Source organism: Arthrobacter sp. alpha11c, assembly GCF_054149985.1.
In genome coordinates, this window is record NZ_CP196747.1 from 4,829,747 (window position 1) to 4,848,913 (window position 19,167).

16 protein-coding genes are annotated in these 19,167 nt (G+C 62.5%); 11 read left to right on the top strand and 5 right to left on the bottom strand.

Annotation, left to right across the window (positions count from 1 at the left end):
* The first annotated feature begins 40 nt into the window (after positions 1-40).
* From ACTAQJ_RS22520 to ACTAQJ_RS22550, 7 genes are all read left to right on the top strand, one after another.
* The gene (locus ACTAQJ_RS22520) at positions 41-793 is read left to right on the top strand and encodes a sugar phosphate isomerase/epimerase family protein (RefSeq protein WP_498699562.1); all 753 of its coding nucleotides are present in this window, start codon (positions 41-43) and stop codon (positions 791-793) included.
* Positions 790-1,911: a Gfo/Idh/MocA family protein gene (locus ACTAQJ_RS22525; protein ID WP_498699564.1), complete on the top strand. Its 1,122-nt coding sequence runs from the start codon at positions 790-792 to the stop codon at positions 1,909-1,911. The genes ACTAQJ_RS22520 and ACTAQJ_RS22525 overlap by 4 nt, the downstream gene beginning before the upstream one ends.
* Before the next feature lie 67 nt (positions 1,912-1,978).
* Positions 1,979-3,088, top strand: coding sequence for a Gfo/Idh/MocA family protein (locus ACTAQJ_RS22530; protein ID WP_498702242.1), 1,110 nt, complete (start codon positions 1,979-1,981; stop codon positions 3,086-3,088).
* A 48-nt stretch (positions 3,089-3,136) separates the two neighbouring features.
* Positions 3,137-4,165 carry an o-succinylbenzoate synthase gene (locus tag ACTAQJ_RS22535; protein WP_498699565.1) on the top strand — a complete coding sequence of 343 codons (1,029 nt, stop codon included), beginning with the start codon at positions 3,137-3,139 and terminating at the stop codon, positions 4,163-4,165.
* A gap of 76 nt (positions 4,166-4,241) precedes the next feature.
* Complete coding sequence (locus tag ACTAQJ_RS22540) at positions 4,242-6,332, top strand: PhoX family protein (protein ID WP_498699567.1); 2,091 nt, start codon at positions 4,242-4,244, stop codon at positions 6,330-6,332.
* Between the two features lie 387 nt (positions 6,333-6,719).
* Entirely contained in the window at positions 6,720-8,429 is a 1,710-nt protein-coding gene (gene menD / locus ACTAQJ_RS22545; RefSeq protein ID WP_498699569.1) for a 2-succinyl-5-enolpyruvyl-6-hydroxy-3-cyclohexene-1-carboxylic-acid synthase, read from the top strand.
* A 258-nt stretch (positions 8,430-8,687) separates the two neighbouring features.
* Positions 8,688-9,641 (top strand): hypothetical protein, encoded by a 954-nt coding sequence (locus ACTAQJ_RS22550; protein ID WP_477514700.1) that lies wholly within the window; start codon positions 8,688-8,690, stop codon positions 9,639-9,641.
* A 125-nt stretch (positions 9,642-9,766) separates the two neighbouring features.
* On the opposite strand, the gene ACTAQJ_RS22555 is transcribed toward ACTAQJ_RS22550, so the two are convergent.
* From ACTAQJ_RS22555 to ACTAQJ_RS22570, 4 genes are all read right to left on the bottom strand, one after another.
* Positions 9,767-10,561 carry an amino acid ABC transporter ATP-binding protein gene (locus ACTAQJ_RS22555; RefSeq protein WP_498699572.1) on the bottom strand — a complete coding sequence of 265 codons (795 nt, stop codon included), beginning with the start codon at positions 10,559-10,561 and terminating at the stop codon, positions 9,767-9,769.
* Between the two features lie 11 nt (positions 10,562-10,572).
* The gene (locus tag ACTAQJ_RS22560) at positions 10,573-11,364 is read right to left on the bottom strand and encodes an amino acid ABC transporter permease (RefSeq protein ID WP_498699573.1); all 792 of its coding nucleotides are present in this window, start codon (positions 11,362-11,364) and stop codon (positions 10,573-10,575) included.
* A gap of 102 nt (positions 11,365-11,466) precedes the next feature.
* Positions 11,467-12,270, bottom strand: coding sequence for an ABC transporter substrate-binding protein (locus ACTAQJ_RS22565; protein WP_498699575.1), 804 nt, complete (start codon positions 12,268-12,270; stop codon positions 11,467-11,469).
* Between the two features lie 158 nt (positions 12,271-12,428).
* A complete protein-coding gene (locus ACTAQJ_RS22570; protein WP_431116088.1) occupies positions 12,429-13,784 on the bottom strand; it encodes an isochorismate synthase in 1,356 nt (451 codons plus the stop codon).
* Between the two features lie 91 nt (positions 13,785-13,875).
* Between ACTAQJ_RS22570 and ACTAQJ_RS22575 the strand changes: the two genes are divergently transcribed.
* The 4 genes from ACTAQJ_RS22575 to ACTAQJ_RS22590 all read left to right on the top strand — a co-directional run bounded on the left by ACTAQJ_RS22575 (position 13,876) and on the right by ACTAQJ_RS22590 (position 18,564).
* Positions 13,876-14,646: a demethylmenaquinone methyltransferase gene (locus ACTAQJ_RS22575; protein ID WP_431116086.1), complete on the top strand. Its 771-nt coding sequence runs from the start codon at positions 13,876-13,878 to the stop codon at positions 14,644-14,646.
* A gap of 22 nt (positions 14,647-14,668) precedes the next feature.
* Complete coding sequence (locus tag ACTAQJ_RS22580; protein ID WP_498699579.1) at positions 14,669-16,012, top strand: geranylgeranyl reductase family protein; 1,344 nt, start codon at positions 14,669-14,671, stop codon at positions 16,010-16,012.
* Between the two features lie 9 nt (positions 16,013-16,021).
* Entirely contained in the window at positions 16,022-17,125 is a 1,104-nt protein-coding gene (locus tag ACTAQJ_RS22585) for a polyprenyl synthetase family protein (protein WP_498699581.1), read from the top strand.
* A 569-nt stretch (positions 17,126-17,694) separates the two neighbouring features.
* Positions 17,695-18,564 (top strand): endonuclease domain-containing protein, encoded by an 870-nt coding sequence (locus ACTAQJ_RS22590; protein ID WP_431116083.1) that lies wholly within the window; start codon positions 17,695-17,697, stop codon positions 18,562-18,564.
* 168 nt (positions 18,565-18,732) lie between these two features.
* Here the strand turns inward: ACTAQJ_RS22590 and ACTAQJ_RS22595 are convergent, their stop codons facing one another.
* Positions 18,733-19,155, bottom strand: coding sequence for a hypothetical protein (locus tag ACTAQJ_RS22595; RefSeq protein ID WP_431116082.1), 423 nt, complete (start codon positions 19,153-19,155; stop codon positions 18,733-18,735).
* Positions 19,156-19,167 lie beyond the last annotated feature (12 nt).

The window sequence follows — 19,167 nt, forward strand, 5'->3', positions numbered from 1 at the left end:
GATCCCCTCTTGCATCACAGCCCAACCTCCAAGGAAAGAAATGCCATATTCAATTCAGCTGTTCACTCTTCGCAAGGCCATGGAGGATGATCTCCCGGGTTCCATCCGCAGGGTGGCTGAGATCGGCTTCACCCAAGTGGAGCCCTACGACTTCGTGGACACAGCCAAGGAGCTCGGTGCTGCACTGGCCGAGCACGGCTTATCGGCACCTTCCGGCCATGCACCGCTGATGAGTCAGGATCAGGACAAAATCTTTGCGGCTGCGAGGGAACTGGGCATCACTACGGTGATCGACCCTTTCCTGCCGGCAGAGCATTGGCAAAAGGCCGAGGACATCCAGGTCACGGCTGAAAAGCTCAATACCGCGGCGAGGAAGGGCGCTGCGTATGGAATTCGGGTGGGGTATCACAACCACGAATGGGAACTGGAGTCGGTGATAGAGGGCCAGCCGGCGCTTGAGTATTTCGCCGGGCTGCTGGATCCGGAGGTTGTTTTGGAGGTGGATGTTTACTGGGCGGCCGTGGGAGGCCAGGATCCCGAAGCCCTCCTCCGGCGGCTCGGTGAGCGGGTGAAGTTCATCCATATCAAGGACGGCCCGATAACTGCCGACACCAAAGCACAGCAACCCGCTGGCCAGGGCGCGATCGCTGTCCTGGACGTCATTGCGGCGGCCAAGTCCCTCGAAGTGGGCGTCGTTGAGTTCGACGACTACGCCGGGGACATCTTCGAGGGCATCACCGAGAGCTTGATGTATCTGGAGAATGCAGCAGTAAACGCAGGAGAGCCGGCATGAACGGCGTTGTTGGGGCCGGCAGCGGTCCCGTCGGGATCGCCGTTATCGGCGCCGGCAATATCAGCAAACAGTACCTGGATAACCTCACACGCTTCCCTGACCTGAAAGTCCACATCATCGCGGACCTGTTTGAGGATGCCGCCAAGTCGCGGGCCAATGAGTACGGCGTCCCCGAGTGGGGTGAGGTCGAAGCGGCGCTGAACCATCCCGACGTCGAAATCGTAGTGAACCTGACCATCCCGGCCGCGCATGTGGAAGTTGCGACTGCTGCGGTCCAGGCGGGAAAACACGTTTGGACCGAAAAGCCGTTTTCCTTGGACCGGGAATCCGGGCTCGGCCTGCTGAAGGCAGCCGACGCAGCACGTATCCGTCTGGGTTGCGCGCCCGATACGTTCCTCGGCGCGGGGCTGCAGACGGCGCGGCGGATTATCGAGCGCGGGGATATCGGAACGCCCCTCACGGCGATGACCACCTTCCAGACACCTGGCCCGGAATCCTGGCACCCCAACCCGGGTTTCCTGTTCCAGTACGGCGCCGGACCCCTGTTCGACATGGGCCCTTACTATCTCACCGCCCTCGTTCAGACCTTCGGGTCTGTCCGACGGGTTGCTGCCCTCGGCTCAAAAGCCAAGGAAGTGCGCGTGATCGGGTCCGGACCAAAGGCAGGGGAGGAATTCGCCGTCGACGTCCCCACACATGTCTCCGCCATGGCGCAATTCGACAACGGGGCATCCTCCCACAGCGTCTTCAGCTTCGAATCACCACGCGACCGGATGGGATTCGTGGAGATCACAGGGACGGACGCCACCATTTCCCTTCCTGATCCCAACGAATTCCACGGTGACGTCCGTATCTGGAAGGCCGGGGATGAGGACTGGACCACGATTCCGGCCACCGGTCCTGCAGACGGCCGCGGTTTGGGAGTGCTGGACATGGCCCGTTCCATCCGCGCAGGCGGCCCACACCGGGCCGCGGGGACCCTCGCCTACCACGTCCTGGACGCAATGGTCTCAATCAATGAATCAATCGAATCCGGCGCTTTCATAGACGTCGAAAGCTCTGCCCCAACCTCCGCTGCCCTCCCGGAGGACTGGGAACCGTCAGCCCAAACACTCTAGGAGACCCGCCTTGAAATCCCCGAAACAAAACCTCGAGCGGGACCAGACCCGTCCCTTGGGGGTGGCCATGATTGGTTACGCCTTCATGGGCAAGGTCCATTCACATGCATGGCGGAACGTAGCAAGCTTTTTCGACGTTCCGGTCTTCGAACAGAAGGTCCTGGTCGGCCGGGACGCCTCCCTGGTAGCCGAGGCCGCCGTCAAGTACGGCTGGACCGAGTCCGCTACCGACTGGCGGTCCGTCATTGAGCGGGACGACATCCACATCGTCGATATCTGCGCCCCTGGCTGGATGCACGCTGAAATCGCCATCGCCGCACTGGAGGCCGGCAAGCATGTCCTGGTGGAGAAACCCCTGGCCAATACCTTGGCTGAGGCCGAAACCATGACCGCAGCCGCCGCTGCTGCGCGGTTAAAGGGCGTGCAGTCCATGATCGGGTTCAACTACCGCCGGGTTCCTGCCCTGGCGTTGGCCCGCGAACTGATCGCCGAGGGACGATTGGGCACAGTCCGTCACGTTCGCGCCGCATACCTCCAGGATTGGCTTGCCGACGCTAAATCACCCATGACCTGGCGTTTGCGGAAGGAAATGGCTGGCTCCGGCGCTTTGGGGGACATCGCCTCCCACGCTATTGACCAGGTACTGTTCCTCACCGGCCAAACCGTCACGGAGGTCACCGGCACACTGAGGACTTTCGTTGCCGAGCGTCCCGGTCCCGAAGGCTTGGAAGAGGTGACGGTGGACGACGCTGCCTGGGCAACCCTTGGCCTCACAGGAAACGTTGGCGCTTCAGTCGAGGCTTCCCGTGTGGCCAGGGGCAGAAAGAACAGCCTCCTCATCGAAGTGTATGGCTCACTCGGGTCGTTGACTTTTGATCTCGAGAACCTGAACGAGCTCGGTTTCCTGGACGCGACCGCACCTATCAGAGAGCAAGGCTTCCGACGGATCCTTGTCAATGAACCCGAACACCCATACCTCAGAGCCTGGTGGCCCCAAGGCCACATCATCGGCTGGGAGCACACTTTCACGCACCAAATCCGGGACTTCCTCCTTGCGATTCGGGACGGAAAGCAGCCCTCGCCGTCGTTCGAAGAAGGCCTCAACGTTCAGCACATCCTCGCTGCCGTGGAAGAGTCCGCAGCCGCCAAGAGCTCCCTGGTCCAGTTGTCCACATAACCTCATTCGTCTGAGTTAGGCGTAGGGAGCCGCCGGTACAGTGGCAATATGCCTGCTCGCCTTCCTGATTTGCCCTCGCTCGAAGAACTCCTGGACAACGCCCACGTCGTTTCACTGCCCATGCGCGTGAAGTTCCGCGGCATCATGGAGCGGGAAACACTCCTCTTGAAAGGGCCGCTGGGTTGGGGCGAATTCTGCCCCTTTCCGGAATACGACGACGACGAATCCTCGCGCTGGCTCGCTGCTGCCTTGGAAGCGGGCTGGACTGGTTTCCCTCCAGCTCTTCGGGCCAGCATTCCCGTGAACGCCACCGTTCCCGCAGTCCCTGCGGAGCGCGTGCCGGAAGTACTTGCGCGGTTCGGCCGCGTTGATGCCGTCAAGATCAAAGTTGCTGAGCGTGGCCAGTCTCTTGCCGACGACGTCGCAAGGGTCGCCGCCGTGCGCGACGCCCTCCCCGACGCCGCCATCCGTGTCGATGCGAACGGGGGCTGGCATGTTGACCAGGCTGTAGAAGCATTGGGCAAACTGTCAGTTGTCGGACTTGAATATGCAGAGCAACCGGTGCCGGACATTGAGGGCCTGGCTGAGGTGCGCCGTCGCCTTGCCGCCGCGGGAACGCCCGTCCTGATAGCCGCCGATGAAAGCGTCCGGAAAGAGGCGGACCCCCTTCGCGTGGCAAGGGCAGGGGCTGCGGATCTGATCGTCGTCAAGGTCGCCCCGCTCGGGGGAGTGGCACGTGCCTTGGACATTGTCGCCCAGGCCGGCCTTCCCGCCGTCGTCAGCTCCGCCCTCGATACCTCCATTGGTATCCGTGCCGGTCTGGCGCTAGCGGCCGCGCTTCCTTCCCTACCATACGCCTGCGGGCTTGGCACCGTTTCGCTCTTCGCCTCGGACATCACCCTGGACCCCTTGGTAGCCGACGACGGCGCCATCCACCTTCGTGAGGCCGTAGCCGATCCCGGGCTGCTGGAGCACTATGCGGCACCGGGGGAACGTCGCGACTGGTGGTTGGAGAGGCTGCGACGCGTACATTCGGCGCTCGCTTCCTCGCAAGAAGACCTGTTCACCGAAACTTAACCAGAGAGTCCTCTCGGATTCGGATTGCGCTGAAAGGCTCATCGGGAACCTCGTACATTCTCTGGAAGGTCCCCTCATGTCTGATACCACCGGACGCACGTTCCCACTGCTGCCCATGTTCGGCCACACCAAAGGCAAGCGCAGTGCCGTCACGTGTGCGCTCAAGTGCGACAACGCCTGTGCCGGCGATGTTTGCAACACGAGCTCCAACGGCTACTTCCGCGACATTGCTTCAACGGCGATGACCCGCCGCGCAGCCCTGGGGCTTGGCGCCGCCGGTGCTCTCGCCGTCGTACTTGGTAGTGCAGTGACTGGGGCCGAACCTGCAGTCGCCGATGCCGGCAACGGATTGTCGGACGCAGCAAAGAAGGGCTTCGCGAAGTCCAAGCTCCAGTTCACGGCAATCAAGCCGGTTGACGCCGCTGTTGACGCTTTCACAGTTCCAGAGGGGTTCGACTGGAAGCCGATCATCCGCTGGGGCGACCCCCTGTTCGCCGATTCCCCAGCCTTCGACCTCAAGACGCAGACTGCTGCAGCCCAGGCACGCCAATTCGGCTACAACAACGATTACACGGACATCATCCCCGTTCCCGGGTCCAAGGACCGCCGAGCCGTCCTGTTCACGAACCACGAATATACCAACGAGAACATCATGCTGCCGGCAGGTTTTGACGCCGCCGAAGCCCGTGCAATTGGTCGGGCCGGTCACGGCCTGACGGTGGTGGAGTTGGAGCGCAAGAACAAGAACAAGCCGTGGAACTACGTTCAGGGCGCACCCCTGAATCGTCGCTTCCTCACGGACACCGTCTACGAGCTGACCGGCGCTGCTGCAGGAACCAACCTGGTCAAGACAATTGATGACCCGGAGGGCCGCTGGATCAAGGGAACCTTGGGTAACTGCTCCGGCGGAACCACTCCATGGGGAACCATCCTTTCCGGCGAAGAGAACTTCAACGGTTACTTTGCCGCCTCCGGCACCAGCGATTCCGACAAGCGCTACGGCATATCTGCGAAGCCGACCACACGTCAGTGGGAAGTCGACGAGCCGCGCTTCGACACAAGCAATGCCGGCTACGCCAACGAGACCAACCGCTTCGGCTGGATCGTTGAAGTTGACCCGTTCGACCCCACCTCGACTCCGAAGAAGCACTCCGCCATGGGCCGCTTCAAGCATGAGGGCGCCAACGTGATTGTCGCTCCGTCGGGCCAGGTTGTGGCGTACATGGGTGATGACGAGCGCTTCGACTACCTCTACAAGTTCGTGTCCAAAGGCAAGTACCAGCCCGGCGACTCGGCTGAGGCGCGGAAGAACAACATGAGCCTGCTCTCCGAAGGCGACCTCTACGTTGCCCGCTTCACAGGGGACTCCCCGGCTGCAGAAATTGACGGCACGGGCAAGGTTCCCACCGACGGTGCATTTGACGGCACCGGCGAGTGGTTGCCGCTGGTGGTGGGTGGCGTCTCGGCGGTTCCCGGCATGTCTGTTGCTGAAGTCCTGGTCTACACACGTCTGGCCGCTGACAAGGTTGGCCCCACCAAGATGGACCGCTGCGAAGACGTCCAGCCCAACCTGCTCACCGGCAAGGTTTATGTGGCCTGCACCAACAACTCGGACCGCGGCAAGGTGGGCAAGGAAGGCGCCACCGAGGTCAACCCCCGCACGTTGAACCGTGACGGCCACATCGTGGAAATCACTGAAGGCCCGGATCAGACGGGCACCAAGTTCAACTGGACGCTGCTGCTGGTGGCCGGCGACCCCGCCAAGAACACGTCCACGTACTTCTCAGGATTCCCGGCGGAGAAGGTTTCCCCGATCTCCTGCCCCGACAACGTGGCCTTCGACTCCGTGGGCAACCTCTGGATCTCCACGGATGGCGCGCCGTCCACCATCGGCTACGCCGATGGGCTGTTCAAGGTCACCCTCGAAGGCCCCGAGCGTGGAAAGGTTGAGCAGTTCCTCGCTGTCCCCCGCGACGCCGAAACCTGCGGTCCGATCATCCACGACGAGGAGCGCACTGTTTTCGTCGCGGTCCAGCACCCGGGCGAGGAAGGAACGTTCGCGGACCAGCACTCGCTCTTCCCGGATTACGTGGACGCTGGAGCCACGCCTGCCGCCGGTGCGGTGCGGGCGCCGCGGCCGTCGATCGTCCAGGTATTCCGCAAGTAGCGTAGTCGGCAGAATCGCTCCCTCGCCCGGGTTGACGGGTGGGGGGCGCTTCTGTCCCTCGGATCTTCTCTCACTTCCACCGGGTTTTCGGCGGATCTTCTCTCACTTACCGACGGCTCGGGTCGGTCCTTTCCTGGCCTGTGGATGTGAGAGAACGTACCGGGGAAGCCGGTTGGATGTGGAAGAGCATCGTGGGGAAGCCAGCACGATGTGAGAGAACGTACCGGGGAAGCCGGTTGGATGTGGAAGAGCATCGTGGGGAAGCCGGTTGGATGTGGAAGAGCATCGTGGGGAAGCCTGTTGGATGTGCGAGAGAGAGGATCCAGTGGGAGGCGGTTGGATGTGAGAGAGCGTTTGGGGTCCGGTGGACGCCAATAGACTGGAACGGTGACTTCCCAGGACTCTCTGACATCCATCGCCGCCGCCAGAATCGCCGTTACGGCATTGCTCGACGGCGGTGTGCGGCATGTGGTGGTGGCGCCGGGTTCACGTTCTGCGCCCATGGCCTACGCCCTCGCTGAGGCAGAGGCGGCGGGCAAGGTTCTCCTTCATGTTCGGATCGACGAACGGGATGCCGGATTCACCGCCCTCGGGCTCGCCCTCGCAACCGAGGCGCCCGCCGCCGTCCTGACAACCTCGGGTACCGCCGTCGGGAATCTTCTGCCCGCCGTGATGGAGGCCAACCACTCAGCCGTGCCGCTGGTGGTGGTCTCCGCGGACAGGCCGGAGGAGCTTCACGGTACCGGGGCGAACCAGACCACAACTCAATTGGACTTGTTTGGCGATCACGTTCGCTTCGCCGTCGACGTCCCCGCGGGGGACAGCCCTCAACGGGCAGTTGCCACCGCGCTGTATGCCGCCACGGGCGCCCTGGAGGACACGCCGCCAGGCCCGGTGCAAGTGAATCTCGCGTTCCGCGACCCCCTGATTCCAGGCGCTGGCGATGCCCTTCCCACCGCCGCTGGTCACAGCGTTTTCCATTACAACGCCGGTCCCCAGGCGCTGGATCTCCCGGCGGCTTCGAACGAGCTCGCCGAGCGACGCACCGTGGTTCTCGCAGGCCATGACGCCGGTCCCGTAGCCGAGGCCTTCGCACGCGCGCACGGCCTTCCCTTGCTCGCGGAACCTTCATCCAACGCGCGATTCGGCCCCAATGCCGTGGGCCCGTACCGGGTGTTGTTGGAACACTTTGGCCCGGACTCGGCTACACCGATCGAGCGCGTGGTCCTTTTCGGTCGGGCCACCCTTTCCAGGCCAGTGGCCGCACTCTTGGCCCGCCCCGCTATCGAATCCGCGATTTACCAGCCGGTCCCTGTGGCCTGGTACGAGGCCGGCCGACGCCGCGAGACACCCATCGAAACCCTTCCCGAGCTGGCCGCGTTTGCAGGCAGGGGCTCTGCCGAGTGGCTGGATTCCTGGCTTCTGGCCGGTGCTGCCGCCCAACATGCCTTGGATGGAATATTGGCAGGGGAGTCGGCTGCCAACGGTCCTTCCGTCGGAGCCACCGTCTGGGAGCACTCGCGCGGCAAATTGGTCCTCGGATCCTCCAACGGCATCCGGGATGTCGACCTCGCCGGCCAACCCCACCCCGACCCCATCGCCACCGTCTACGCCAATCGCGGCCTCGCCGGCATCGACGGCACTATCGCTACGGCCACCGGAATTGCTCTCGGCAGCGGACGTGAAACCACGCTTCTTCTGGGCGACGTCACCTTCCTGCACGACGCCGGCGGACTGCTCCTAGGCCACGGCGAGCCCGTCCCCGATCTCCGGATCGTGGTCCTTAACGACTCCGGCGGCGCCATCTTCAGCCTCCTCGAGCACGGCGCCGTGGAGGACTCAGGGGCCTACGGCACCGCCGTCGAACGCCTGTTCAGCACCCCCCACTCAGTGAACATCGCGGCACTCGCGGCGGCCTACGGCGTCGGACATCAGGCGGTCAGCACGACGGCGGAACTCGCGGAGGCGCTCAAGTCGCCGCTGAAGGGACGCACCATTGTGGAGGTGCGCGTGGACCGGGCAGGCCTGCGGGGACTTCATGCCCGCATCAAGGAAGCAGTTTCCGGTGCCGTGGGCAAGGTGTTGACGGCAGGCTAACGGGCGTTTCCCGCCGCCAGCCAAATTCGCCCATGCCACATACATGTCTCCCCGCTGCTAATAGGGACAGGTGACACTTGGATATGGGTGTCACTAGCGGGCATATGTGTCAGCAGGCAGTTCGAGTGTCGTACCGGAGTCCTCACGGGGGGCGGATCCCGTGAGGGTGGCCGCATACATCCGGAAGGGTGCGCTGAGATTTCCACATACGGCCACCAAGCCCTCCTCTTTGACCCGGCGAGTCTAAAGACTTGCTCCATGCGGACCCTACCCAAACTCATTCTTGCCAAGGACTTATCCCTCATTGGCGGGGACTCCCGCAAACTGTCGATGGCAGCGAAGAGTGGGAATCTCGTGAGAGTCCGCCACGGAGTCTATGTCGATGCGAAAAGCTGGGCAGCCCTGGAGAGATGGGAGCGTTATGCCCTGAGTGTTGCGGCTGCTGCTGAGACATTTACGTCCGCCACGGTGTTCTCGCACCACTCCGCGGCCACCATTCATGGCATTCCGACGATCGTCGGACGACAACCCGTTCACGCACTCAGCTCCTACGCCGGCGGGGGAAGGTCCAGAGCAGGCGTCCGACGGCACTATGTCAGCGATGGTCTCCAGGAAGCCGAGGAAACGAACGGTTTCCTGGTGACGGGCCGGGTCAGGACGGCACTGGACATCGCAGCCTCCGTGCCATTTGCCGAGGCTGTTGTTCCCATGGATTTCCTCTTATCCCAGGGACGTCATCGCAAACCCGTAACGAGGGATGAGCTGCTGAATGATATTGATGCCCGGTATTCGAAGGCCGCCGCAAAGCGCGTGGCAGCGGTTGTTCAATTTGCTGCTACAAATTCAGGTTCGCCGGGGGAGTCCTACTGTCGGGGGCTCATGCATCTCGCCGGTTTCGCTGCTCCCGAGTTGCAGTATGAAGTTCGAACGAAAGTAGGAGTCGTCTATACGGACTATTACTGGAAGGACGCCAGGGTGGTGGGGGAATTCGACGGCCGCGAAAAGTATCTGAAACCGGAATTCCTGAATGGCCGGACACCCTCTCAGGTTGTGATCGACGAGAAGAGCCGCGAAGATGCGATACGTGCCACAGGGAGAAGTGTGTTCCGGTTGGTGTGGAGTGACCTGACAGTTGGCAAGCTGGAACGTGAGCTTGTGACAGCCGGGGTTCCCCGCCGCCGTCGTGCTTCTGCAGGACACGCAAATTCATAGCTGCCACAAATACGGGAGGGCGCCACCTATATATAGGTGTCGCCCTCCCGTATTTGTGGCGCGGAAGAAGATGCGCGGCGCCAGCGGGCCCCAGCAAACCGCAAGAATCAGCGAGCCGAAAGGACCTAGTCCTCCACGACGTCGATGTGCGTCGGGTCCAGGACGCGACGCAGGAATTCCTTGGTTCGCGCCTGGGTGGGGGCGCTGATGACGTGTTCTGCTGGGCCCTCTTCCACGACGACGCCTGCATCCATGAAGACCACGCGGTCAGCCACTTCGCGGGCGAAGCCCATCTCGTGGGTAACCACCAGCATGGTCATGCCTTCCTGGGCCAGCTTGCGCATAACGGCAAGGACATCACCAACCGTCTCCGGGTCAAGGGCAGACGTTGGCTCGTCGAACAGCATCAGCTGCGGATCCATGGACAGCGCGCGTGCAATGGCCACGCGCTGCTGCTGGCCGCCGGAGAGCTGGTCCGGGAAACGGTCAGCCAGGTGTCCAAGGCCGACGCGCTCCAGGTTGCGACGGGCTACCTCGCCGGCCTCGGACTTGGACCGCTTGAGAACCTTCATCTGGGAGATGGTGCAGTTATCCAGCACGCTCAGGTGGGGGAACAGGTTGAAGTGCTGGAACACCATGCCAACACTTTGACGCATGCGGTTGAGGTCCACATCGGGATCGGTTGCCTCGAACTTGCCCACGTTGATGGTGCCCGCATTCGGGTGCTCAAGCAGGTTCACGCAGCGCAGGAGGGTGGACTTTCCGGAACCGGAAGGGCCGATCAGGCAGACGACCTGGCCTGGTTCCACGTTCAGCGAGATGCCCTTGAGGACCTCATTGCTTCCGTAGGATTTCCGGAGGTCCTTGATATTCACGCCGGCGGCGCGAACGGAGGCTGTGCTCGCATTGGAGTTATTCATGACTGTCCTGCCTATCGATTCGCCCGCGCGGAGCGGCTTTCGAACTTCCGTGCCAGGAGGCTCAAGGGGATGGTGATGACCAGGTAGAAGGCGCCGGCCACGAGCAACGGGGTCAGCCCGGCTCCGAGGCTGGAGATGCCGTCCCGGCCAAACTTGGTCAGCTCATACTGGGACGCGGTGAGGCCCAGGACGTAGATCAGCGAGGAGTCCTTGGTGAGCAGGATGACCTCGTTGGTCAACGGCGGCAGGACGATTTTGAACGCCTGCGGAATGACGATGGAGACCATCGCGCGCCAGTGGGGCATGCCAAGTGAGCGGGCGGCTTCCATCTGTCCCTTGGGAACGGCTTGGAGGCCGGCGCGCAGGGTTTCGGCGATGTATGCGGAGGCCACCATACCGAGGGAGACCATCACCACAATGTTGACGTCCCACTGAACACCGAAGGCCAGGGGCACGCCGTAGCCAAAGGCGATGAACACCAGCAGGGCGGGGACGCCGCGGAAGAACTCGATGTATCCGGTGGCGAGCCATCGGTACAGCGGGAAAGAGGAGAGCTTCATCAGGGCGAGCAGCAGACCACCGGAGAGGCCCACAACGAAGGCAAGCGCCGTGTAGATGAGGGTGTTCTTGAGGCCGATGAGGAAGATGTCGGGGAACATCGGGCCAATTTTGGCGAAGTTGAAGACGCTGTTTCCAACGGTCTTCCAATCCACGGCGAGGATCACTGCGGCCACGGCCACAACGAAGATCCCGGCCTGGACGTACAGACTGACTTTGGCTCGTTGACGTGCAGTCATTGCCATGGTGTTCTCACATTCGTGTTGCGCAGGTGGGGCCCCGAACGGACTGCCTAAACAGATCGTTGCGGGGCCCGCCTGCGTGATTCTTGGGAGCCGGGGCTCGGACTACTTCTTGGTGGCTTCGCCGAACCAGGTCGTCTCGAACTTCTTCATGGAGCCGTCATCAGTGAGGCGCTTAAGCGTGGCATTGACGGCGTCCGCCATGGCGGTGTTGCCCTTCTTGATGGAGATGCCGAGCTTTTCGCCCGTTGCGTAGTCTTCGACGCGCTTGAGCTTGGAGTCGTCCTTGATGGCATAGCCGAGGACGGACTGGTTGCCTACCGCCGCGTCAATGGTGCCCGCCTTGAGGGCCTGAACCAGGAGCCCGGAGTCTTCGAACTGCTGCGCGTCGATCCCCTTGTCCTTGGCGTACTGGGCGCCGGTGGTGGCCTGCTGGACGCCCACCTTCTTGCCCTTGGCGCCATCGAGGTTGCTGATGCCGGAAGACGAGGTGGCCACGAGGGTGAGGTCGTCGGCAAGGTACGGGTTGGAGAAGTCCATGACGTTCTTGCGGGTGTCCGTGATGGAGATCGAGGAGATGGACACGTCGCAACCAGTCAGTGCGGTGCCGGTCTCGATGGCTTCGAAGGAGCTGTCCACCACGTTGAGTTCGGCCTTGAGGTCCTTGGCCAGTTCATTGGCGATGTCCATGTCGAAGCCGACGATCTTGCCGTCCTTCTGGAACTCGAAGGGCTCGTACGGGACATCCGAGCACACTGTGAGCTTGCCGGCGTTGATGAGCTTGGGGCCCGATTCACTCGAGGCTGCCGGGGTGGAGGAGCCGCCACCGCAGGCGGTCAGGGCCAGGACGCCTGCTGCGAGCACGGCGGCCATCTTGGTGCCGGACAGAACCGAACGGGAGATCTGCATGTTTTTTACCTTTTGTTGCAGTGGATGCTGAACTAAGTCGGTTTTAGTGTAGCGCCGAACCTGAGATGTGCATCACAGGAAACTAAGTTTCACTATTGGATAACTAGTTTAGCGAATATGCAAGTGCCGCCCGCGAGTCCGAGTCTGAGATCCCAGATTCAGCGCTGGATGCCCAGCGCCTCAAGCATTGGCCGGAATTTAGCCCACGTCTCGGCAAGCTCAGCCTCCGGCTGCGAACCTTCGACGATCCCGCAACCCGCGTAAAGGCGGACTGTGTTGGCGTCCTCGATGACCGCGCCGCGCAAAGCGATGCCCCATTCGCCATTGCCTGCAGCGTCAAGCCAACCCACCGGCCCGGCGTAGGGGCCCCGGTCCAGGTGCTCCAATTTTCGGATCAGCGCACCCGCCACCAAGGTAGGTGTTCCGCACACTGCTGCAGTTGGATGCAGCGCGTTGATCAGGGCCAAGCACGTGGGCACATGACCTTCGATATCAGCAAGCTCAGCTTTGACGTCCGAGGCCAGATGCCACACGTTGGGCAGTTCCAGAATGAAGGGCTCGCTGTGGGAGTTCATCGCCTCGGAAAACGGCGCCAGCTGGCGGGTCAGCGAATCAATCGCGATCTCGTGCTCGTGGCGCTGCTTTTCAGATCCGGCCAGAACCCGCTCGGCATAGGCCATAGGGGATCCGTCCACACCTTCGGCATCGCGGCGATCCAACGTACCGGCCAACACGCGGGCCTGGGCCGTGCGACCCTCCACCTGAATCAGCATTTCCGGCGTCGCACCCACCAGGCCGTCCACACCATACGTCCAGCACTCCCGGTACCGTGCCGCCAGCTGGCGAAGCACCTCCGCAGCGTTCACGCCGGCAGGAAGGTTGGCTACGACGTCGCGCGCCAGGACGAGTTTCTCCAGCTTGCCGGTGCGGATTTCCGCCACGCCGTTGGAGACGGCCTGCATCCAATCCGTTTCGCTCAACGACCCCCGGCTGAGGTGACCCGCCGCACCGTTGGGCGAAAAAGCGTCAGGTGACAGCCCGACGTCGGACGCTCCTGCCGCTGACCCGTCGCCGTTTGGCTCGAGCTCATTGAGCCAGCGGTCCAGGGCGGCGAGGACGCCTGCCTCGGTGAGTTCGGCGTCGTCGAACGTTAGTTGCGTGGCCCAGGCGCGGCCATCGCGCATGCCAATCACCATCTCCGGGACGATCAGCCGGGAAACGTGCGGGGACATCTTGGAAAAAGCGAACGAGCCGAACGCAACCGGGCCAGTGCCTGGAATCTCCACGTGATCAGTGATTTCGGCCTCAAGAATGAGGTGCCGCCACCAGATATCAGCCTCAAGGAAGCGCTCAGGGCCCGAGGCGTTGAACCGTGTCAGCTCGCCGTACCCCACCAGGCCGGCCTCGCGGCGTGACCAGCAGAGGACGTCGTCCCGGACCAGAAACGACGGCAGCCCCCCGGAGGATGATTCGACATCGAGGGGGACTGTCAAGGTACGGAGCGTGCTCGTCATGATGGAACAACAGTACTCCCGCGTGCCGCCAGAACCTGAGCCGAGTTCTACAGCGCAGCAAAGTCGGCTGAATGTCTGAGACAATTGCAGGGTGAACCGAGCATCCTTGGAAAAGCGTCCGGACGAAGTTGCGACGATGTTTGACGATGTCGCCCCTAAATACGACGTCGTGAATGACGTCCTCTCCATGGGGCAGACGCGTCGGTGGCGCCGCATCGTTGTTGATGCCATGGATGTGAAGGTGGGCCAGAAGGTCCTGGACCTCGCCGCTGGAACGGGCACCTCCAGCGAGCCGTACGCGGATGCGGGCGTGAATGTTGTGGCCTGCGACTTCTCCCTGGGCATGCTCAAAGTGGGCAAACGGCGCCGCCCGGACATCGACTTCATCGCCGGAGATGCCACCAACCTGCCGTTCGCGGACAACAGCTTTGACGCTTCCACCATTTCCTTCGGCCTGCGAAACGTTGTCGAACCGCGCAAAGCCCTCGAGGAAATGCTGCGCGTCACCAAGCCCGGCGGCCGTCTGGTCATCGCCGAGTTCTCCCACCCCGTGGTGCCGCTGTGGCGCAACCTCTACACCGAATACCTGATGCGCGCCCTCCCGGCCATCGCCACCAAGGTTTCCTCCAACCCGGATGCATACGTGTACCTCGCCGAATCCATCCGCGCCTGGCCAGACCAGGACCACCTGGCCCAGTGGCTCAGCGAAGCAGGCTGGACGGACATCACCTACCGCAACCTCAGCGGCGGCATCGTCGCGGTACACCGCGCGCAGAAGCCGGCCGAGCACCGCGAAAGCGTTCCCGTGGCCAAGCTCCGCCGCCAGATCAAACCGCGCCGGTCCGGCAGCCAGCCCAGCTGACGTGCCGCTCATTTAGGACGACGTGAAAGTACTGATTGTTGGCGCGGGGCCTGCTGGGTCCACCGCCGCGTATTACCTCGCCCAGGCCAGCATTGATGTCACGGTGCTGGAAAAGACTTCCTTTCCCCGCGAAAAAGTTTGCGGCGACGGTCTGACCCCGCGCGCGGTCCGTGAGATCCAGAAGCTCGGACTGCCTCATGCTGAGTCCGAGGGCTGGCGCCGCAACAAGGGACTTCGACTCATTGCGGGCGGCCGTACCATTGAGCTGCCTTGGCCCGAGGTTTCAGACTTTCCCACGTACGGACTGATTCGGACCCGTCTGGGCTTCGACGAGTCGTTGGCTCGGCATGCGGAGGCCGCGGGCGCCGCCGTGCTTGAACGCCACAGCGTCACTTCAGCCTTGCAGTCCGACGACGGTCGCGTCATCGGCGCACGGGCCTCCATCCTTGACGAGTCCGGACGCAAGACGGGCGAAACGCGCGACTTCCATGCCGACGTCGTACTCGCCGCGGACGGTAACTCCACGCGAACCGCCGTGTCGCTGGGTATGCACAAGCGTAACGACCGCCCGCTGGGTGTCGCCGTTCGCACCTACTTCACATCTCCCAGGCACGAAGACGACTGGATGGAAGGCTGGCTGGAGCTCCCTGGCAAGTCGGGCAAACCGCTGCCCGGCTACGGCTGGGTGTTTGGCGTCGGCGACGGAACGTCCAACGTGGGCCTCGGCATTCTGAACTCTTCCAAGGAATTCGGCAAGCTGGACTACAAACAGGTCCTGCGCGAATGGACCGGTGGAATGCCCGCCGACTGGGGCTTTACGCCGGAAAACCAGGTGGGGGAGATCCGCGGCGCCGCGCTGCCGATGGGCTTCAACCGCACACCTCACTACTCGCCCGGGCTGCTCCTGCTGGGCGACGCCGGTGGCATGGTGTCACCGTTCAACGGCGAGGGCATCTCCTACGCCATGGAGTCGGCCCGGTTCGCGGCTGAGTTCCTGATTGACTCTGCTTCACGTTCGGCCTCCGCCGGATGGACCGCCGACGACGCCGACGCCCACCTTTCGCGGTACGCGGACTATGTGCGGGACCAGTGGGGATCGCACTTCACATTGGGTCGAATGTTTGCGTCCTTGATCGGAAAGCCCGCCGTGATGAAGCTTGCCCTGCGAACGGGTATGCCGATTCCGATGTTGATGCGCTTTGTGGTGCGTATGCTCGCCAACCTCACGGATCCGTCCCCGAAGGGCTTCGAAGACCGCGTAATCCGCGTCCTTGAGATGCTCGTCCCGGCCACGTCCAACACTTCCTCTGTCCGCCCTTTTAAGGCGGCAGACTCCGACACCGCGGTTTCCGCAACAACTAGTTAGGGTTAAGCCGTGACGAACTCTGCCGAACACAGCTGGACGCATGCCGGGCACGGCCTGCCGGACTCTGTTGAGCCTGCCCCCAACACCACCGCGATCGCAACGGGCCTCCAGCTGCCCGCCGGTTTTGCCGCCATCGCCGGCGACGCCGAACTCGGCCCGGCCATCACCACCAACCTCGCCCGCGTTGAAAAGAAGCTTCGCGAAGCCATCTCCAACTCGGACCCCCTGGCTGACGCGACGTCGCGCCACCTGGTGGAAGCCGGCGGCAAGCGCATCCGTCCGCTGCTCACACTGCTGTGCGCGCACCTTGGAGATGCTTCCCGTCCTGAAGTTGTCCAGGCCGCAGTTGTGGTTGAACTGACGCACCTCGCAACCCTGTACCATGACGACGTCATGGACTCTGCACCGTTCCGCCGCGGCGCTCCGACCGCCCACGAAGTATGGGGCAACTCCGTGGCCATCCTCACCGGCGACCTCATCTTTGCCCGCGCCTCCATCCTCGTCTCCGAGCTCGGCTCCCGTGCTCTCGGCATTCAGGCCCGCACCTTCGAACGCCTCTGCCTCGGCCAGCTCCACGAAACAGTCGGCCCGCGCGAGGACGAAGACGCCGTGGAGCACTACCTGTCCGTCATCGCCGACAAAACTGGATCCCTGGTTGCAGCCTCCGGCCAACTTGGCGCGATCTTTGCCGGTGCCGATCCCGCGTACGAGGACCTCCTGGTTGAGTACGGCGAGAAGGTTGGCGTGGCCTTCCAACTTGCCGACGACGTCATCGATGTCACAGGCGTGAAGGTCAAGTCCGGTAAATCCCCGGGCACCGACCTCCGCGAAGGTGTTCCGACGCTGCCCGTGCTGTTGCTGCGCCGCGATGCTGCTGCAGGTGATTCGTCAGCGGCTGCGCTCTTGAAACTTGTGGACGGGGACTTGACGTCTGATGCCGCCCTTGCCGATGCCGTAGCTGGATTGCGCGAGCACCCGGTGACCACCGAATCCTGGAAGATCGCCCGCCAGTGGTCCGCTGAGGCCGTTGCTGCCTTGGCCCCGCTGCCGGAGGGCGTTGTGAAGACGTCGCTGACGAACTTCGCGCACGCGGTGGTGGACCGGAGCAGCTAGCCTCCTCCTTTTTGCAGGCGTCCGGACCTTCGTGGGCCGGGCGCCTGCTTGTTGTTCCCCACATTTTGGGCCGGGGCCTTGGTGTACCCTCACCACCCACTTTGAGGCTGCGGGCGTTGTGACACGCCGGTGGTTGCGGTGTGTTGTGCCATCGGTGAACCAAAGTGGGTGGTGGCCGTACGCGCCCAAACTTTTAGTCCCCCGGAAAAACGGAATGGCCCCGGCTCGCTGCAACGTTACGAGTCATACGCTGCACCGAACCGGGACCACAATCTCCGTTCGCATCAGACCCACCGGAGGCATTTAGTGGATCCGTAAAAAGCTTATGACAATCCTGTCACATATGCAACTCTTTCCGTCAATGGTTTTCGCGGTCCCGCAGAGCGATTTACAACCAAGCGCCGATCCGCCACCACCAACTTCGGATTTTTGGAAGGGAGGGACTCGCCGGATTCGGGGTGTGTCACAACCTCAGGGCCCCCAAACCAGGTGGGGGAGGTACGCGGCAGTTATCCACATAGGGGACTTCGCGCCCATCGCAGAGGCCACGAAGAACTCAGCATGGCTGTATGGACATCGACAATTTCCTCCGAAGCCGGCGTGGAGTAGCAACCACGTCCACCCTGATGACTGCGGGTTTTAGTCGCCGCATGCTCACAAAGGCAGTGAGGGACGGAGTAGTCAATCGCCTTCATCGCGGCGTCTACGTGTCCCGGGCATCAGACCCCGACGTCGTTGCCGCCTTTCGAGCCGACGGCTTAATTACCTGCATCTCGGCAGCGCGCTTCTATGGTCTCTGGACACTAGGGGGCGCAGGCGCTCTCCATCTCAGCTGCAGCACGGGACAAGCGAGGCGGGGTGTAGTCCACCATGGAGCCTGCCTGCACCCAGTCCACTCGTATCTGCCTATAGCGGGCGTGGCCGATGTCCTGATCCACGCCCTCCGATGTTTGCCTGAACTCGAGGCGCTGGTCATGGTGCAGAGCGCGGTCAGTTTGGCGCTCCTTTCCAAGGATTTCCTGGAATCAAAGCTGCCTGGCAACAGGAACGGCAAGGTTCGGGAAACCCTGGACTTGGTTCTGCCTCGGGCCGACTCACTCCTGGAAGTACTCGCGCACACCCACTTCACCCGGGCAGGTCTTAGGGTCCAGATGCACGTGGATATCCCGGGCGTAGGGGAGGTGGACTGCTTAGTAAACGAATGCCTGATCGTTGAACTCGACGGCGGCACGCACCTTGAGGGAAAACAGGTCAAGAAGGATCAGTATAGGAACAACGCAGGCATGGGCAGAGGGCTATTGAGCCTCCATTACTACTACGCGGACGTCGTTCATCACCCGGAGAGGATGGTCGCCGAAGTCATGGCAGTCCTGTTCAACAGGGAAGTTGGCCGCTTCGCGCCGGCGAGGTACGCGCCTGCGTGGGTTCCGCCGTCGTGAGTTTGTCCCGCAACCACCTACTTTGACCCCCAATTTTCCGGCGACACACCCCCGAAGCGGCGTGTCAGGGTAGTTCCAAATTCAAAGTGGGTGGTGGCCGCACAGGCCGCCAAACAAAACAGCCCCCACGCCACCCAAATCGGGGGCGCAGGGGCTGCCAGTCAAAACTTAGTCTTCGTCGTTGAACGCCCACTCGAACATGTCGAAGACGAACTCGGAGAACGTGCCTTCTTCGCTCTTCCACTGGCCGCGGGCGTTGTTGCGGCGCCAGACGATGGGGTCCGGGATGCTGACATCGGCAATGCGGAAGCCCCAGGTGAATTGTTCCTCTTCATCCTCCAGGAACATGAGGAAGCCTTCGTCGTCCACCTCGAGTTCTTCGGGATCCCAGAAGTAGTGGTACGCCTCCATGAGGTCTTCGCAGCCACCTAGGGCGAGGTAGAACTCGCGCAGAACCAGCGGGATGGTGAAGGAGTGGTCGGTGAGGGCCTCGTCCAGTTCCTCGGAGGTGAGCCCGTCTTCTTCCTGCCATTCATCCTCGAGATACTTTGGGACCAGCGCGCGGAACTTCTCGAGGAACATGTCAGTCATGCTCTTATCCTA

Bases quoted from the DNA above. Each gene is read 5' to 3' on its own strand.
- ACTAQJ_RS22535 (WP_498699565.1), top strand. From the start codon at position 3,137: ATGCCTGCTCGCCTTCCTGATTTGCCCTCGCTCGAAGAACTCCTGGAC.
- ACTAQJ_RS22555 (WP_498699572.1), bottom strand. From the start codon at position 10,561: ATGAATAACTCCAATGCGAGCACAGCCTCCGTTCGCGCCGCCGGCGTG.
- ACTAQJ_RS22530 (WP_498702242.1), top strand. From the start codon at position 1,979: ATGATTGGTTACGCCTTCATGGGCAAGGTCCATTCACATGCATGGCGG.
- ACTAQJ_RS22570 (WP_431116088.1), bottom strand. From the start codon at position 13,784: ATGACGAGCACGCTCCGTACCTTGACAGTCCCCCTCGATGTCGAATCA.
- ACTAQJ_RS22560 (WP_498699573.1), bottom strand. From the start codon at position 11,364: ATGGCAATGACTGCACGTCAACGAGCCAAAGTCAGTCTGTACGTCCAG.
- ACTAQJ_RS22525 (WP_498699564.1), top strand. From the start codon at position 790: ATGAACGGCGTTGTTGGGGCCGGCAGCGGTCCCGTCGGGATCGCCGTT.
- ACTAQJ_RS22595 (WP_431116082.1), bottom strand. From the start codon at position 19,155: ATGACTGACATGTTCCTCGAGAAGTTCCGCGCGCTGGTCCCAAAGTAT.
- ACTAQJ_RS22590 (WP_431116083.1), top strand. From the start codon at position 17,695: ATGGACATCGACAATTTCCTCCGAAGCCGGCGTGGAGTAGCAACCACG.
- ACTAQJ_RS22520 (WP_498699562.1), top strand. From the start codon at position 41: ATGCCATATTCAATTCAGCTGTTCACTCTTCGCAAGGCCATGGAGGAT.
- ACTAQJ_RS22540 (WP_498699567.1), top strand. From the start codon at position 4,242: ATGTCTGATACCACCGGACGCACGTTCCCACTGCTGCCCATGTTCGGC.
- ACTAQJ_RS22565 (WP_498699575.1), bottom strand. From the start codon at position 12,270: ATGCAGATCTCCCGTTCGGTTCTGTCCGGCACCAAGATGGCCGCCGTG.
- ACTAQJ_RS22550 (WP_477514700.1), top strand. From the start codon at position 8,688: ATGCGGACCCTACCCAAACTCATTCTTGCCAAGGACTTATCCCTCATT.